The sequence below is a fragment of the Aliiglaciecola sp. 2_MG-2023 genome (genome assembly GCF_030548145.1).
In the GTDB taxonomy this organism is placed as follows: Bacteria; Pseudomonadota; Gammaproteobacteria; order Enterobacterales; family Alteromonadaceae; genus Aliiglaciecola; species Aliiglaciecola lipolytica_A.
On sequence record NZ_JAUORY010000002.1, the window covers coordinates 241876 to 258442 of the forward strand.

12 protein-coding genes are annotated in these 16567 nt (G+C 42.1%); 4 read left to right on the top strand and 8 right to left on the bottom strand.

Translation table 11 applies throughout. The features are described from left to right. Nucleotides 1-38: 38 nt before the first annotated feature. Nucleotides 39-740: a DUF445 family protein gene (locus Q4567_RS03085; RefSeq protein WP_303499302.1), complete on the top strand. Its 702-nt coding sequence runs from the start codon at nucleotides 39-41 to the stop codon at nucleotides 738-740. Between the two features lie 145 nt (nucleotides 741-885). On the opposite strand, the gene Q4567_RS03090 is transcribed toward Q4567_RS03085, so the two are convergent. Genes Q4567_RS03090 through pepA form a run of 3 tightly spaced genes read right to left on the bottom strand, consistent with a single transcriptional unit; the run spans nucleotide 886 to nucleotide 5607 of the window. After that, nucleotides 886-3651, bottom strand: a complete 2766-nt coding sequence (locus tag Q4567_RS03090) for a valine--tRNA ligase (RefSeq protein WP_303499305.1) — start codon at nucleotides 3649-3651, stop codon at nucleotides 886-888. Continuing rightward, entirely contained in the window at nucleotides 3644-4102 is a 459-nt protein-coding gene (locus tag Q4567_RS03095) for a DNA polymerase III subunit chi (RefSeq protein ID WP_216048771.1), read from the bottom strand. Before Q4567_RS03095 ends, Q4567_RS03090 begins: the two co-directional genes overlap by 8 nt. After that, the gene (gene pepA, locus Q4567_RS03100) at nucleotides 4102-5607 is read right to left on the bottom strand and encodes a leucyl aminopeptidase (RefSeq protein WP_216048770.1); all 1506 of its coding nucleotides are present in this window, start codon (nucleotides 5605-5607) and stop codon (nucleotides 4102-4104) included. Before pepA ends, Q4567_RS03095 begins: the two co-directional genes overlap by 1 nt. A 243-nt stretch (nucleotides 5608-5850) precedes the next feature. Here pepA and lptF point away from each other — a divergent pair, with 243 nt between their 5' ends. Next, nucleotides 5851-6948 (top strand): LPS export ABC transporter permease LptF, encoded by a 1098-nt coding sequence (gene lptF / locus Q4567_RS03105; protein WP_216048769.1) that lies wholly within the window; start codon nucleotides 5851-5853, stop codon nucleotides 6946-6948. A gap of 2 nt (nucleotides 6949-6950) precedes the next feature. Further along, on the top strand, nucleotides 6951-8012 hold the full coding sequence (gene lptG / locus Q4567_RS03110; RefSeq protein ID WP_216048768.1) for an LPS export ABC transporter permease LptG: 1062 nt from the start codon (nucleotides 6951-6953) through the stop codon (nucleotides 8010-8012). A gap of 37 nt (nucleotides 8013-8049) precedes the next feature. Here the strand turns inward: lptG and Q4567_RS03115 are convergent, their stop codons facing one another. The 5 genes from Q4567_RS03115 to Q4567_RS03135 form a co-directional block, all read right to left on the bottom strand. Beyond that, complete coding sequence (locus tag Q4567_RS03115; protein ID WP_216048767.1) at nucleotides 8050-9378, bottom strand: NCS2 family permease; 1329 nt, start codon at nucleotides 9376-9378, stop codon at nucleotides 8050-8052. A gap of 64 nt (nucleotides 9379-9442) precedes the next feature. After that, nucleotides 9443-10561 carry a purine nucleoside permease gene (locus tag Q4567_RS03120; RefSeq protein WP_303499310.1) on the bottom strand — a complete coding sequence of 373 codons (1119 nt, stop codon included), beginning with the start codon at nucleotides 10559-10561 and terminating at the stop codon, nucleotides 9443-9445. Nucleotides 10562-10656: 95 nt separating this feature from the next. Next, complete coding sequence (locus Q4567_RS03125; protein ID WP_303499311.1) at nucleotides 10657-13098, bottom strand: TonB-dependent siderophore receptor; 2442 nt, start codon at nucleotides 13096-13098, stop codon at nucleotides 10657-10659. 372 nt (nucleotides 13099-13470) lie between these two features. Then, nucleotides 13471-13980, bottom strand: coding sequence for an RDD family protein (locus Q4567_RS03130; RefSeq protein ID WP_216048764.1), 510 nt, complete (start codon nucleotides 13978-13980; stop codon nucleotides 13471-13473). A gap of 104 nt (nucleotides 13981-14084) precedes the next feature. Further along, entirely contained in the window at nucleotides 14085-14816 is a 732-nt protein-coding gene (locus tag Q4567_RS03135) for a FadR/GntR family transcriptional regulator (protein WP_216048763.1), read from the bottom strand. 772 nt (nucleotides 14817-15588) lie between these two features. Here Q4567_RS03135 and Q4567_RS03140 point away from each other — a divergent pair. Further along, nucleotides 15589-16506: a sugar kinase gene (locus Q4567_RS03140; protein ID WP_303499423.1), complete on the top strand. Its 918-nt coding sequence runs from the start codon at nucleotides 15589-15591 to the stop codon at nucleotides 16504-16506. The last annotated feature ends 61 nt before the right edge of the window (nucleotides 16507-16567 follow it).

The window sequence follows — 16567 nt, forward strand, 5'->3', positions numbered from 1 at the left end:
GTATTAACTCACCCTTTTGTATTTAGCGGAGATTAAGTTTGAATAAAAGTATTGCCACTAATGGTTTGGCCGCACTGTTAGTGTTGGTTGGTTTCGGTTTAGATAATAACATAGTGAAAACCGTGGGGTTATTTGCTTTGTCAGGGGCACTTACCAACTGGTTAGCCGTTCATATGTTATTTGAAAAAGTCCCTGGATTATACGGTTCTGGCGTGATTCCTGAGCATTTTGAAGACTTCAAATTAGGTATTCGAAATTTGATTATGGAGCAGTTTTTTAATAGCGAAAATATTCAACGTTTCTTGACGGATAATAAACCTTCTTTAGCTATACATGTGGGCGCGCTGCTCAAAAAAGTGGATTTAAACCCCACGTTTGATTCGTTGGTAGCGGTGATTAAAGAGTCTTCATTTGGGCAAATGCTTGGTATGTTTGGAGGTGAAGCAGCCTTAGAGCCCCTCAAACAGCCCTTTGTTACTAAAATGGAAACATCACTTGAAGGTATAGTTCAAGACCCAGCATTTATGGCTGCTCTGCAAGAGCAACTCGCTGGATCCAATTCCAATGACGATCTCATAGCAAATATTAATAAAATTGTTGAGCAGCGTTTAAATGAGCTCACGCCAACCATGGTAAAAGTACTCGTACAACAAATGATTAAACAGCATTTGGCTTGGTTAGTGGTATGGGGAGGTGTTTTCGGTGGTTTAATTGGTTTAATAGCGGCAATCTTTGTGTAGACCGAGGGATGGCTAACTTGATGACGACTAGGTATAAGCTGACTTAAGCCTTTTTCATTGTTCTCGCCAGTTAGCACTGAGCTAACTAGCGCAGAAACTAAAAACCCCGGTACAACCGGGGTTTGTGTTTAGAAAAAGATTAAACTCAGAGTGCTTGAATTGTATCTCGCTGTTCGTTGAGTTTATTTATCTGCATTTGGAAGTCATCCAATTTAGCTTTTTCTTTGTTAATAACAGCTTCAGGAGCATTGCTGACAAATTTCTCATTGCTCAGTTTACCTTGTGTACGGGCAAAATCTTTTTCGATTTTGTCCAAGGCTTTAGCAATTCGCGATAGTTCCGCGTCTTTATCTATCAGACCTGCCATTGGGATAAGAATTTCCATTTCGCCCACAAGTGCTGTCGCTGAGGCTGGCGCTTTATCGCCGGCTTTCAGCTCTGTAATGCTCTCAAGCTTCGCCATTTTTGCTAAGAAACTCTCACTCAAGTCTAAGCGAGACTGATCTTTGTCACTGACATTTTTTAAAAGTACATTGAGGGGTTTATTGGGTGATATATCCATTTCACCACGAATGTTACGTATTCCTACAATGAAGCTTTTCACCCATTCAATATCGGCTAATACACTTTCGTTTTGACGGGAAGTATCTAATTCAGGAAATGGTCTTTCCATGATGCTATCGCCTTCAAGCCCACATAAAGGTGCCACTCTTAACCAAATTTCGTCCGTAATAAATGGCATAATAGGGTGCATAAGACGCAACAGACTTTCCAGAACATTGATAAGTGTATGTCGAGTGCCTCGTTTTTGCGCATCAGTGCTGGTTTCAGCATTCAGAACTGGTTTAGACAACTCTAAGTACCAATCACAGAATTGATTCCAAGTGAATTCATACACAGCTTGGGCGGCAATATCAAAACGATAATCTTTGATCGCCGATTCAAATTCACTTAGGGTTTGTTGAAAACGTGCCCAAATCCATTTATCAGCGAGACTTAATTCCAACTCACCACCCTGAATGCCGGTATCTTGTTCTTCGGTATTCATTAATACAAAACGTGAAGCATTCCACAATTTATTGCAGAAGTTACGGTAACCTTCCACTCTGCCCATATCAAAGTTGATATCTCTGCTGGTGGATGCCATTGCTGCAAAGGTGAAACGCAACGCGTCAGTGCCATAGGCATTGATACCATCTGGGAATTGTTTTGTCGTGCGTTTGGTTATGGCTTTAGCTTTTTGCGGCTGCATCATGCCCGCGGTACGCTTTTCCAATAACGCTTCTAAGGTAATACCGTCAATTAAATCGATGGGATCAAGCACGTTGCCTTTCGATTTAGACATTTTATCCCCTTGCTCATCACGAATAAGTCCAGTGATGTATATTTCTTTAAAGGGAATCTTGCCGGTGAATTTTTTGGTCATCATGATCATTCTGGCTACCCAGAAGAAGATAATGTCGAAGCCAGTTACCAGCACTGAACTAGGCACAAAAGTTTCTAATTCCGGTGTCTCTTTCGGCCAGCCCATAGTGGCGAATGGCCAAAGGGCGGATGAAAACCAAGTATCCAATACGTCTTCATCTTGGCGTAAATTAACATCTGCGCCTAGAATGTGTTTTTCACGCACTTCGGCCTCATTGCGGCCTACGTATATTCCCCCTTTATCGTCATACCATGCTGGAATTCTATGGCCCCACCATAATTGACGTGAAATACACCAATCTTGAATGTTGTACATCCATTGGTAATAGGTCTTATTCCAGTTTTCTGGGACAAATTTTATCTCACCGCTTTCTACCGCTTCAATCGCAGGTTTGGCTAAAGATTCAACGGCAACATACCATTGGTCTGTTAAGTAAGGTTCGATTACCGCACCTGTGCGATCGCCTCTAGGCACTTTTAGTTTGTGATTTTCGACTTTAACTAAAATATCCGCCGCTTCTAAATCTGCGACAATTTGTTTACGCCCATCAAAGCGGTCTAGCCCTCGATATTGCTCCGGAGCGGTATCATTTATTTTTGCGTCTGCCGTGAAAATATTAATCATTTCTAGGCTATGGCGTTTACCCATCTCATAATCGTTAAAATCATGGGCTGGGGTAATTTTCACGCATCCAGTACCAAATTCCGGATCCACATAATCATCAGCGATTATCGGAATTTCTCGTCCAGTTAGCGGTAATGTGATGCTTTTACCAATTAAACTTTGATAACGTTCATCATCTGGGTGCACTGCCACGGCGGTATCGCCAAGCATTGTTTCTGGTCTTGTTGTCGCTACCACCAACTCGCCACTGCCATCCGTTAGCGGGTAGCGCATGTGCCACATGAAGCCATCTTCTTCTTCGTTTAACACTTCTAAATCAGACACTGCGGTGTGTAACACTGGGTCCCAGTTTACTAGGCGTTTACCACGATAAATTAGACCTTCTTCGTGCAATTTAACAAATACTTCTTGAACTGCTTCAGACAGGTCAGGATTCATCGTAAATGCTTCTCTTTCCCAGTCTGGAGAAGTACCTAAGCGGCGCATTTGTTGAGTAATATTACCGCCTGATTCCTCTTTCCAATCCCAGATTTTGTCGACAAAGGCTTCTCGGCCTAAATCATGGCGGGTTTTACCTTGTGCATTTAATTGGCGTTCTACAACCATTTGGGTGGCAATACCTGCATGGTCAGTTCCACATTGCCAGAGAGTATTATCGCCTTTCATTCGGTGATAACGAATCAGTGAATCCATGATGGTATGCTGGAAAGCATGTCCCATATGTAGGTTACCAGTAACATTCGGTGGTGGTAACAAAATACAGTAAGGGTCACCTTTTCCGCTGGCTTTAAAATAGCCTTTTTGTTCCCAGAGTTGGTAACGGGCTTGTTCGATATTCTGTGGACTAAAAGTCTTATCCATGTTGATTCTCATTAATGCTACTCGCGGGCAGGTTATGCATGTTTAATCCTGCTGCGCGGTATTGTTTATATCTTTCTCGAGCCTGTTGCTTAGCGGTTTCTTCTGCGGGCACAAAATCGAATATTTGTTTGAAGCGCTGAGCGTCGCTGGGCACTTGGTTGGCAAGGTTGATTACCACTGGCCTATTGCCGGGGTTATTCACCTGCCAGCATATTTCCACTGGAGCGCCTCCACTTGGGCCTTCGCCACTTAAATTGTGGGGGACAAAAGCCTCCAGTGGTTGCTGCCAAAGAAGCTCATCGAAGGCTTCAGCTGTTTTTTTATCGTCACAGATAACTAAACAACGGCGCTTATTACGATAGCTATTGGCGGCTAATTCACATGCTGTTAGCCAGTGCGCAGGATGCTCTTCATCTGCTTTTTCTAGCATGTAAAAAGTAACATCAGTCATTACTCTTCAGTTTCCAGTCCTGCACGATTCATCAAAAACTGGGTCATCATAGGCACGGGTCTTCCGGTCGCACCTTTGTCTTTGCCACTGCGCCATGCCGTGCCAGCAATATCCATATGCGCCCAGTTATATTTTTTAGTGAAACGAGACAAGAAGCAGGCCGCTGTTATGGTACCTGCTGCACGTCCACCTAAGTTGGTCATGTCTGCAAATGGGCTATCCAGTTGTGATTGATATTCATCCCACAAAGGTAAGCGCCAAGCTTTATCACCACTTTGCTCTGAAGCATTTAGCAGTTCGTGAGCTAAAGGATTGTGATTACTCAATACGGCAGATGCATGGGCTCCTAAGGCAACGATACAAGCACCGGTTAAGGTAGCCATATCAACAACTAACTCAGGGTCAAATCTTTCTACGTAGGTCAATGCATCACATAACACCAAACGACCTTCGGCGTCGGTATTCAGAACTTCGACAGTTTGCCCTGACATGGTTGTTAGAATATCACCTGGACGATATGCGTTGGCATCGGGCATGTTTTCACAGCCAGCTAAAACGCCAATCACATTGAGTGGAATGTTCAGGGCGGCAATGGCATGCATAGTACCTAACACGCCCGCTGCACCACCCATGTCATATTTCATTTCGTCCATGCCTTCGCCTGGCTTAATAGAAATACCACCTGAATCAAAAGTCAGTCCTTTGCCGACCAAGACTACTGGCGCTTGATCTTTCGGGCCGCCATTGTGATGAATAATAGTCATAATCGATTCGTTAACTGAACCACGCCCGACAGCCAGATAAGAGTTCATTTGTAATTCGGCCATTTGCGCTTCATTTACCGACTCAATTTTGATGCTGGCGTAATCTTTTTCTAATATTTTTGCTTGTTCCAACAAATATGCTGGATTACAAATATTAGGTGGCATGTTAGCTACATCTCTTGTGGTTTTCATTCCAGCTGAAATAGCCAATCCGTGCTCAACAGCACGTTCGCCAGCAGGCAATTCGCGACGAGTCGGCACATTGAAAACAATTTTACGCAACGGACGACGGGGCTCGCCTTTTTTAGTTTTAAGTTGTAAGAAGGTGTATAGTGAGTCTTGAGTTGTTTCTACTGCTTGGCGGACTTTCCAATAAACATCTCGACCTTTAACATGCAGTTCACTTAAGAAACACACCGCTTCCATCGAGCCAGTTTCGTTAAGTGTCTTGATGGTTTTATCTATAATTTGCTTGTACTGACGCTCGTCTAATTCACGTTCTTTTCCGCAACCAACCAATAATACTCTTTCACTTAGAATATTAGGGACATGGTGAAGCAACAGCATTTGGCCGGCTTTGCCTTCCAAGTCGCCTCGTCGTAACAGGTTACTGATATAACCTTCGCTGATTTCGTCTAGTTGTTCTGCTACTGAGGTTAAACGTCGGGGTTCAAATACACCAACGACTATACAAGCGCTGCGTTGCTTTTCAGGGCTACCGCTTTTTACGCTAAATTCCATGCTAATTCCTCATTGTAATCGAAGTAACTGATGCTATGTTATTCAAATAATGACCAGCAATCAGTCAGCAATATATTTTCAGGATTGTCTGTCTTTTTGCTATTGCCTGACAGATTCGAAGAAATTCAAGTCCAAGAGTGGCTTTATTTAAAGTCATTCATACATTAAACTTGTCAAAACACTAAGTTTACTTAAAAATTCGCATCATGCCACTAAAAAAGCGACTTTTCCCTTGGACAAAAAGTGCTGATATTCCGCTATTTACTTAAAGAAACCGTAAAGTCACAATTGGCTGTGTTTCTTGTCATTATGGCCATTTTCCTCACACGTAATTTCGTGCGGGTATTGGCAGACGCCTCCGACGGCGAAATTCCTGCCAGTTTAGTGCTAGGCTTTTTGGCCTTGAGCACCCCTTATTTGGCATCTTTAATCTTACCCTTGAGCTTATTCCTCGGAGTGATGTTAGCCCATGGACGCATGTACGTAGACAGTGAAATGTCGGTGATGCGAGCCTGTGGCATCAGCGAATGGTATATCACTAGAGTGATGTTGGTGCTGTCGGTATTGATGATGGTAGTGACCGCCACTTTAACCTTGTGGTTGGCTCCCTTGTCCGTTGAAAGTGAATATCAATTGCAAGAAAAAGCCGGTGCCGAAAGTGGTTTGACTGCGTTAATCGCTGGTCGCTTTCAAGAAACGGCCAATCGTAAGGCGGTGATATTTGTCCATGAAATAGATTCAGATAATGCTTCATTGAACAAAGTGTTTCTTGCACAGCACGACAAACGCGACGAACAAGAGGTGCATATTGTCTATTCTCAAAAGGGTAAAGTCAGTTTGGATGACGAAGGCTCACAGCAATTAATTTTGCAACAAGGGGTTCAATATGAAGGTAAACGGGGCAAAAGGGATTACCGAGTTGTTGAATTCGATCAGTACCAAATTGAAATTTCAGAACGGGAAGCCGAACAAAAGCGCCGTAAAATGACCGCCATCCCGACTATGGATCTATTGGAGGATGACAGTATTGAAGCGATTGCTGAATTACAATGGCGGATTGCAATCCCGTTGTCTTTGCCTTTCCTTATTTTAATTGCTGTTCCATTGAGTTCAGTAGACCCACGGCAAGGCCGATTTGGCAAAATGTTCCCTGCATTATTACTTTACCTCGGATACTTTATGTTATTGATGGCAGGCAGAAAAGTATTAGAGGATGGTAAAATCCCCCCTGCTTTTGGATTATGGTGGGTGCATGCTGTGGTGTTGCTAATTGGAGTAACATTAGTGGTCAAAGGTCGTCCGATTGGAGTGCGGTTTAGAGCCGCGTTTGGCAGAGGGTAGGCATGTTTCGTATTCTAGATATTTATATTGCTCGCACCTTGCTTGGCACCACGGCGATTAGTTTGTCTGTACTTGTAGGTTTAAGCGCTCTGATTAAATTCGTAGAGCAAATGAAAAGCGTCGGCCGTGGCAGTTACGATATGACAGCAGCTGGTATTTATGTGCTGCTCAGTTTACCCCGCGAGTTAGAGCAGTTCTTTCCAATGGCCACCTTATTGGGCGGTTTGATCGGATTGGGTATTCTGGCAAGCAATTCTGAGTTGGTGATCATGCAATCGGCCGGGTTATCACGTTGGAATATCACAGTATCGGCAATGAAAACGGCCATTGTGATGGTTTTATTTGTGATGGCAATTGGTGAATGGGTGGCACCTGTTACCGAAGCAAAGGCCAAAGAAATAAGAACCCAGGCTATATCTGGCGGCAGTTTGTTTTCATCTGACAGTCTGGTGTGGGCAAAGGATGGTGATAACTTTGTGAGCATAGGTGAGGTTGTTGACCGCAATAATCTTATCGATATCAATGTCTACGAATTTGATTCAGATTTGAACCTTCGTCAGATTACGAGCGCTGAAAAAGCGGAGTTTGTGGATGACGTTTGGCGCTTAACAAACGTTGATTATACGTTTATTGGCGATAAGAAAATACGTGGACAAAATGTCAAGTTAGGCAGTTGGCAATCAACTCTCACTCCTGACAAATTGAGCGTGGTAAGTGTCAAACCCGAAGCATTATCAATTCAAGGTTTGAATGGGTACGTGCAATATTTAGAAAATAACAGCCAAGATTCGGGGCGTTATAATTTGGCATTGTGGCGTAAAATTTTGCAACCCGTGTCTATTGGCGTAATGTTGTTACTAGCCTTATCCTTTGTGTTTGGCCCGTTGCGCAGTGTGACTATGGGAGCTCGGGTCATTATGGGAGTATTAGCGGGGTTTGCGTTTTTCATTAGTAATGAAACCTTTGGCACCTTCAGCTTAGTCTTTCAACTGCCCCCTTTCCTCGGTGCAATAACGCCAAGTTTAGTTTTTGCTGCAATTGCCGGATTTTTGCTCAAACGCTAACCCCCAAAAATAAATCAAGGGGTAAGATCCCTTTGATTTATTTCAAGTTAAATATATAGCGCAGCATAAATATGCCAGCCATGATGTAAGTAAGGGCCGATATTTGTTTGTATTTGCCCATCCCCAGATTCACCCCAACATAAGTGATAAAGCCCAATGCGATACCTTCGCTTATGCTAAACGTGAGTGGCATTGTGAGTAAGGCTACAGTGGCGGTTGCTAACGAGGGCAAGTCATCAAAATCTAGTTGACGAATAGACTCCATCATAAATATACCTACCATCACTAATGCTGGCGTGGTTGCCATTACGGGCACTACAACCATCAATGGAGTGAAGAACAAGGCTAACACGAAGCAAAGGGCGACAATTACCGCAGTGAGCCCCGTTCTGCCGCCGGCTGACACCCCTGATGCTGATTCTACATATGATGTGACCGGTGATGTACCTAAGGTTGCTCCTACCACACTGGCTGCAGCATCAGCGGTCATGGCGCTGCCCATCTTCGGTAATTCACCATTACTATCAAGTAAGTTGGCTTTGCGAGATACGCCTATTAGGGTACCTATAGTATCGAACATATTCACAAACAGTAGGGCGAATATTAGATCCCAGGTGTGCGCAAAATTTTCTATGGGATACATAATATCCATTGCAAAAAACGTTGATGATATGCTCTCTGGTAACCCAACTATTCCGGCGGGAGTAGGGGTTAATGTACCTTCTCCATGGGGAATGAAGGCGCCAATAATGGCTAAACCAATAACCGATATTAAAATTGCCCCAGTAATATTCTTCGCGACTAATATGATGGTACCGACTATGCCCGCTAATGCCAGTAGGGTCACAGGTTGAGATAAGTCCCCTAAAGACACCAATGTGGCTGGGTTATCGACAATCAAGCCGGCATTTTTCAGTCCGATAAAAGCAATAAATAGTCCGATACCGCACTGCACACCTATCTTTAAGGCATTCGGTATAGAATCGGCAATTTTTTTGCGGATCCCCAATAACGATAACAGTACAAATAAAATCCCATTCCAAAATACAATACCAAGGGCCGCTTCCCAAGGCACCTCTCGAGTAATACAGATAGTAAACGCAAAAAACGCGTTGAGCCCCATGCCCGGTGCCATAGCAATCGGATAATTAGTCATGAATGCCATCAACAAAGTGCCAATACAGGCAGCCAATGCAGTTACAGTAATTAAGCCGGCGACGGGCATACCAGAGGCGGATAAGATGCTTGGATTGACTACTAATACATATGACATAGCGGCAAATGTCGTCAGACCGGCAATGCATTCGGTTTTAAAGTTTGTACCGTGTTGCGACAGACTAAAAAAGCGCTCTAAAAATGTGTTCATTGGATGATGTCTCTAGTTATTATAATTGACCTGATGTCTATCAGCATTTTTTATACTATTAAAATCAAGCGCTTGGTGGATTTTGGCGATAATTTTTCCAATCGTCAAGTAGGGCTTTTACGACTGTGCTACCTACCGTATAGGCTGATTCCAAGGCCGATTGCATGCCAGCAAAGCCCGCCTCACCGCTTTCCATCGCCAGATTTTCGGCGGCACTTAAACCTGTTGGTTGCATAGAGTAATTGCTACCTGTACGCAGCACCATCACTCTGTCTCTATCTACTTTATCTATTCGGTCTAAATACTCTATGGCTTGCATAGTGCCGGTGTCTTCCATACCGGAGCTGACAAAGTTACCCTGACCGTTGGTCCAAAAGGTTGTCCAGTCATTTGCCCATTGATTAAGTCGTTTTCCGTGCCAGAACGTAGACGAGGCAAGCTGATCTCCTTTGAGCACAAAAGGTTTTTTCTGCGCATTTGCAAAGTCGCTGTATTTGGCCCGCAATTCTGCCATTGCTGGGTAATCTGTTAATTGAATATTTTTAGTGAGCTGAAAAGCCCATTCCGTTAACGATGGATTCAGTTTATAAACTTCACCGTTAGCGCTGTGCTGGGTGTCTGATGCGTGTTCTGAATCAGAATATGGAGCATTGGCAAAAAGCGGAAAATAACCAGAAGACCACTGTTCTGGAATTTCTCGTGCGTCAATTTGGTGGGCTAAGTCGCCATCTACAATCCATGTTGCCCAAGCGGCAGAACCAATAGATGCATCAGCGGGATCAAAACCCGCTATGCCGGCTACCAACCAATAGGCCTTACTTAAATCAAAGCGAGGATCTAAACCTAGCGCCATTATTGCTGCAGTGGCCTTAGCGGTGCCCATGCCGGTGACAATTCCCATCACGCCAGTGTCAGTATTCATATATATATCGTGATGTGAGTGGGGGAAATCGAATTTGGTTGAGAGTTTTTGGCCAGCCTTCCAAAGTTGGAATTCACCGGGTTTATCCCCTTCATCTTCACCAATTTCAAACATGGTTACCACAACCACTTTTACTTCAATCGCTGTTTGAAGCGTTGTTGAATTAGATTCACTGTTATCGACAGTACAAGCTGTCAACCCTAATATAGCGACACTGAATAATGCGCTGTTAAATAATTTTTGGAGTGTAATGCCGAACATTTGTCGATTCCTGTAAAAAGGGTAAATATGTCGAAACAACATATTTACCCTAATACCAATAAAACAATTAACTCATTTTAACGTTATTTTTAAGATTAAAATTTATAGCTAAATTTCGCTTGGTAATGTCTTGGTAACTCAGGTAGCACAATTTGCGCCCCAAATAGATCTGGGAAATTTGCGCGATAGTATTTTTCATCCGTAAGGTTCTTAATGGATAAACTCGCAGTCCAGGTATCTGCATCGTAAACAACCCCTGCATTGACCAAAGTATAGGCAGGTAATTCAACCGATTTAGAGAAGCTAGAGTAAGTTTCGTCAGCACGAATTACACTCCCGTTTATTGCAAAACCATTCTGGAAATCATAGGTCGCGGTTGCGGTGTAGATGTTTTCTGGAATCCCTTGTTTACGGGCATCTTCTTTACTTGCACCAACATCGATTAAGGTTAAGCCGATGGGATTACCACCAAATACAAGTGATGGGTCAGATAGGCTAGTCAGATCTTCAGCACCCAAGAAACCAAATAATGAACCACCTTCACCATTGTTGTATGCAGTTAGGTTGTATACTTTCATGTTGGTATAACCAGCGGTAACAACTAATTGCTCATTCACAACCCAACGTAATTCAAACTCAGTACCTTTGTTCTCAGTAGTTGCATTGGTAACAATCGCTTGTGCATTAAAATCGGAGCGTTCTTGTTTATAGGAAGATAAAGCAAAATACAAGGTATCATCTAAAAACGAGCCCTTGATACCAATTTCTTTCAATTCAGAAGTATCAAATGCACCGTTATATGAATTGCCATCATCATCAATCAATTGACCATAACCAATCTCAGCACCTTGACCTGCAATCACGGTTGCTTGTTCCGCTATCGTGATGTAGGGAATCAAACCAATTGGCGTTTTATATGAAATACTGGTGTTCCATGAGGTGCCATTGAAACTATCCTCAGCACTAACAACAGGCCCTTTCACCAATAGCTTATCGCCGTGGCTAGTGGTTTCTACATCGATAACGTCATAGCGAAGACCTAACACGATATTCAGGCCGAAATCCCAGGTTAAATCGGTCATCGCAGCAATACCATAATCGATGTAATTACCTTCGTCATAGTTATCGTAATTGTCGTCGATACGTGTGGCTAATTCACGTCTATCTAACGCGGTTGACTCCATGGTTAAATCGCGACGGTTAAAGTACTCATAGGTAAAATCATCACCATGTAAGAACTGAGTGCGTCGAATAGATGGTGACACCTGAAATTGTGCAAGTAGAGAGTCGTTTTCGTATTCAGTTGAAATAATCAATTTGTTTTCGAAAACAGAACTTTCATGGAATTGAGAGAAACCATAGGCATTTTCATTGAGGTTTTCATATGCCTCATAAAACATTTGGTTTTTAATTTCCCAATCATTTTCTGTGTAATAAATAATATCGAAATATAGGGTATCAACAGTGTTAGTTAGGACATCGTCGGCGGCAACTAATACCTGATTACCGCTTAATGTTGTGGTGCCAGGATTATCAAGCTGCATCAATTCAGTGGCGTCGGCATCGGTGAACGATGGTGCAAATGCATAGAAAAAGTTTTCTCCAGCTAGATTTACAGCACCATACTCTTCATGGGAAATAGCTCCTGAACCATCGGTATCAATATTTTTGGCGGTACCCGTTATGTAGGTTCCTGTGTCAATTAAATCTTGGGTTAAGCGGTTCCAACCGGCTACTTGATTTCCATCATAATCATGATGCATTCCACCAAATTCAAGGCGTAAATTATCAGTGATATCAATATTAAACGATGCTTGTAACACGGTTTGATCGGTTGCTGAGTTATCATAGTAGCTGCCAGAATTCTCAACTTCACCATAGAGATAGAAGCCCATTTTTTTATCGCCGATTGACGCTGGGCCACCTAATTCGGCAGTTAGGACACTTTTGTCCCAACTTCCTAATGTGTATGAGAATGCACCTTTATTTTCATCCAAATATTGGCCACCGCTAGCACGGGCAGATTTAGGGTTAAAGTTGAGGTATCCCCCAATTTTAGCTGGTCCGTAAATAGGGGAAGCTGGGCCTCTTACAATATCGATACTGCTTGAGGCACCAATTGGAGTTGGATAGTTTCCAGGATTATCTAATCGTTTAACCCCTCGAAAATATGCTTCACCCGGAGTACCACGTACATCCAAAGAGCCCGCAACACCAAAGAATGATTGGGTATAAGTACCTGGAGCGAAAGCGACTAAATCATCTATGTCGGATACCGCAAAACGCTCGAGTTGTTCATCACTAATCGTGGAGGCTGAACGGGGAGTCTCCAGTATAGATTTTCCAAAACCGAATACTGACTCTACATCTTGACCAGGCAAGCTACCTAAGGAGCCTGTAATAGAGATGCGCTCCACGCTTTCAGTTGCATCTTCTTCAGCTTCTTGTGCATATAAACTCAAAGGCTGCAAAGTCGCAAGACCAGTAGCAATTCCCAACGCTACCGGATGAAACTTTTGTTTGTTGTTGTTTTTCATAGTGTGTTTCCTGGCTTGTGTGTAATTCTTATTTGAATAAATTGATTTTGATTTCTGAATCAATTAGTCAAGAGAGTTAGCACAAAAGATGCCAGAGAGTTGACCGAATGGTCAGCTTTTTATTGTTTTATAAGGTGTTGAAATATAACGGTATTTATTGGTTTTTTGATGGAGGGGTTATTTTTTTTGCAGGCTGCTTAACGTCTAAGTGCACCACAAAAGGCCTAAAAAATGAGCATTGCACCATACTGAACACTCTGTGAAAAATAGCGCTTGTGAGCCTTAGATCCTTTTATTTACCGATGTCGTTGAATAATCCTAAATAGCAGCAAGAAACAATTCTAATTGAGTTCATTAGCGATGATTAAGTGCTTAAAGTGATTTCCAAGCACGGTGATGATTTGCATCTTTGCTTAACACCAGCATTTCCGTTCCTGCCAGTCTATCTTGCAAAGATTGTTTATTTTTCACATCAAATAATACTAAAAGTGTTCCCAATCCCCCTAATGAGAAAATAATTCGCATTAAAGCTCGACCGTAGCCCAACGGCTGATCGGTTGTACTAAATAAACGTAATCGCCAAGCACGCATGCCGATGGTTTGTCCACCATTTCGCCAAAACCACAAAAAGAAAACCAAAATCCAGAATCCAACCCAGATTTGCTCGCTGATTCTAAACCACAGGGATTGGTCAGTAAAATCCATGAAATGGGTAAAACCTTGCTTATCAATTATGCCATTTTCAAATAACATCAAGCCAATAACTGAATAAATAAGTCCTGCACACATGCCAATTGCCACGGCAACTAGGATGTCATATACCATGGCTGCTAATCGTTTAAAAAAGCCAGCACGAGGAAAATGTTGGGTAGTTTGGGTCATGTTAACCTAAATGATAATGATGCTATGGGCGCACAAAATTAGTTGGCAAAATTTAAACAAATCAAGCTTATATTGTATTCACAACAACATAAGCCATGCTGATATTAACCGACCAAGTGAGTCAAAGAATAACGATCACGGGTTTCATTGGATTTTTTTCTGACTTCTTCCAATGCTTCGGCTTCAGATATTTCAAATAATGAATTAATTAAACGATGAAAATGGCCGTGCATAGCCGCTCGTGCTTCTTGAGAGTCATGCTTTTTCAGTGCCAAATAGATGCGTCTATGTTCTTCAAGACGATCTTGAACACTACTACTACATACACCTTTATATGCAGCAACAATTTGTGGCTGAGACTCACGTAACGTCCAATAATGTTGTATCGAATAAAGCAAAGCTGTATTGCGAGTTGCAGTAGCAATAATCGAATGAAATTCGCGATCAGCGGCTTCTGGCTCATCGCCATTTTCCATTGCTTTTAACGTTTTCTCTAGTGCTTCGAGTTCTTTATCGGTAATTGATAATGCAGCAAGGGCGGCTGCTTCTCCCTCAACTAAAGCGCGCGCTTGTGTTAATTCAAATGCGCTGATGTTGGGCGTAGATTCGCCTTTAGATGCAGTATCAATGACGTATACACCTGAACTCACTTTTACTTCAACTCTGCCTCTTACTTCTAGCGCAATTATCGCTTCTCGAATAGTAGGGCGACTGACTTCAAAGTTTTCTGCCAATTCTCTTTCTGGTGGAAGGCGACTGCCCACAGGGTAACGGCCAGCGTCAATCTGTGATTCAATTTTACTTACAATCTGCCAAAACATACGACGATTTTTCATTTTCTAAATTTTTCCTGAAACAAAATTTATACAGCAAAGAACAATTAGCCAGAGTCTGCATCTATAATAATGCAAATTGTACGCGTACTTAACTGCAATGCCAATTTGTATAGCCCAACGTGCTAACTGTACTAAGTTGAGCAAGCAACTGAGAAATACATTGGTAAGCAAGATTAAGTTAAGGATCTTACCGTGCAGAGCAATTGATTTAATACAATTTTAAGTGGCTAAATACTTTTTATTTTGTACTAGTCTACACCTTATTCTGTTTACGAATCTTGTTAAGTGTTCAATTTTATTTAGCAATAATAATTCTCAGCAATAATGATTTCAACAAGCCTAGATTTCATAAACAAATACCTGACCATTTGATTTAGTTGTTTTATTTGGATTTGGTATTTTTGGTTATACCTTTTTTATGTTTTGGTTGACAATGCGGTTTGTTCAGGTAACTTACTCATGCCCGCGTACCCTGCGGAGGCCACCTCGGTGGCCTAATTTCCCTCTCTCTCATTTTAAATCTTTATATTTCAAACCCATCGACATTAATTTGTGATCATAATATTGTGGTATGACCAATATTTGTAATTGGTAATGTTATCATTCTGTTTTGGTTAGTTTGTTGTTGGCGGTTTTTATTCAATATGAATCGACAGAAACTGGACATAATTAGCAGATCTTCATGATCTAGGTGTGGTTTTACAAACAAGTGAGCTGGATAATGGTGCAACAAAGTGATAATTCGCAGATATATTCTTCAAAACCTATTGTCATGATTGGGGAATGTATGATGGAGCTAAGTCAATACGGAGATGACAAGTTTCATAAGGGCTTTGCTGGGGATACTTTTAATAGCAGTGTTTATATGAAACGTGCTTTTGAGCAATTAAATGTTAATTTTATGAGTTGCATTGGCAGCGATACTGTAAGCACACAACTGCTCGATATGTTGCAATTAGAAGGCTTAGATAATCGTTTTATCGAAGTAGATGAAAAGCGTATTATGGGTGCTTACATGGTGCAAACAGATAATCAAGGTGAGCGTTCTTTTTTATATTGGCGCAACGACTCTGCGGCTAAATTGTTAATGCAGAACTTGTCAAAAAATGCCGAACAAGCCCTTCAAGATTGCCAATTAATTTTTTTTTCCGGTATCACCTTAGCTATCTTAAATGACAATGATCGTGCTCAGTTACTGCATATGCTTTGTCGTTTGCGTAATAAAGGTGTCAATATTGCATTCGATCCAAATTATCGCCCCGCTTTATGGGAAAACGAAAAAGTCGCCCAAAATGCCATAGGTCAGGGTTTTCAGGTAGCCAATATTTTATTGCCGGGAATGGAAGACTTCGAACTATTTGGGTTGCGACAACGGCAACAAATTGTCAAATTTTTAAATAGTTGTGGCTTTGATGAACTGATTATTAAAGATGGCTCGAAGAGTGTTTTCGGCTATTCCTCAGATGCATGTTGTGAAGTGCAAGTTGCCCCTAATCCCGCCGTTATCGATACCACTTCAGCTGGCGATGCTTTTGCTGGTGTTTACCTTGGAGCAAGAATCCTAGGCTTAGATATGAAAAGTGCCATCGAAAAAGCGGCTGCAGTTGCCAAAGAGGTCACTAATCATCGCGGCGCGATTATGCCCCAAGAAAAATTTAAGAACTTCTGGAAAGGTTACAAAGCAGCGTAAAAGTCTTTGCTAGACCTAGGTTTATAGGTTGCATTTAGCCTTATCCAAGTACACTATTAGT

Bases quoted from the DNA above. Each gene is read 5' to 3' on its own strand.
- Q4567_RS03090 (WP_303499305.1), bottom strand. From the start codon at position 3,651: ATGGATAAGACTTTTAGTCCACAGAATATCGAACAAGCCCGTTACCAA.
- Q4567_RS03095 (WP_216048771.1), bottom strand. From the start codon at position 4,102: ATGACTGATGTTACTTTTTACATGCTAGAAAAAGCAGATGAAGAGCAT.
- pepA (WP_216048770.1), bottom strand. From the start codon at position 5,607: ATGGAATTTAGCGTAAAAAGCGGTAGCCCTGAAAAGCAACGCAGCGCT.
- lptG (WP_216048768.1), top strand. From the start codon at position 6,951: ATGTTTCGTATTCTAGATATTTATATTGCTCGCACCTTGCTTGGCACC.
- Q4567_RS03115 (WP_216048767.1), bottom strand. From the start codon at position 9,378: ATGAACACATTTTTAGAGCGCTTTTTTAGTCTGTCGCAACACGGTACA.
- Q4567_RS03120 (WP_303499310.1), bottom strand. From the start codon at position 10,561: ATGTTCGGCATTACACTCCAAAAATTATTTAACAGCGCATTATTCAGT.
- Q4567_RS03125 (WP_303499311.1), bottom strand. From the start codon at position 13,098: ATGAAAAACAACAACAAACAAAAGTTTCATCCGGTAGCGTTGGGAATT.
- Q4567_RS03130 (WP_216048764.1), bottom strand. From the start codon at position 13,980: ATGACCCAAACTACCCAACATTTTCCTCGTGCTGGCTTTTTTAAACGA.
- Q4567_RS03135 (WP_216048763.1), bottom strand. From the start codon at position 14,816: ATGAAAAATCGTCGTATGTTTTGGCAGATTGTAAGTAAAATTGAATCA.
- Q4567_RS03140 (WP_303499423.1), top strand. From the start codon at position 15,589: ATGATTGGGGAATGTATGATGGAGCTAAGTCAATACGGAGATGACAAG.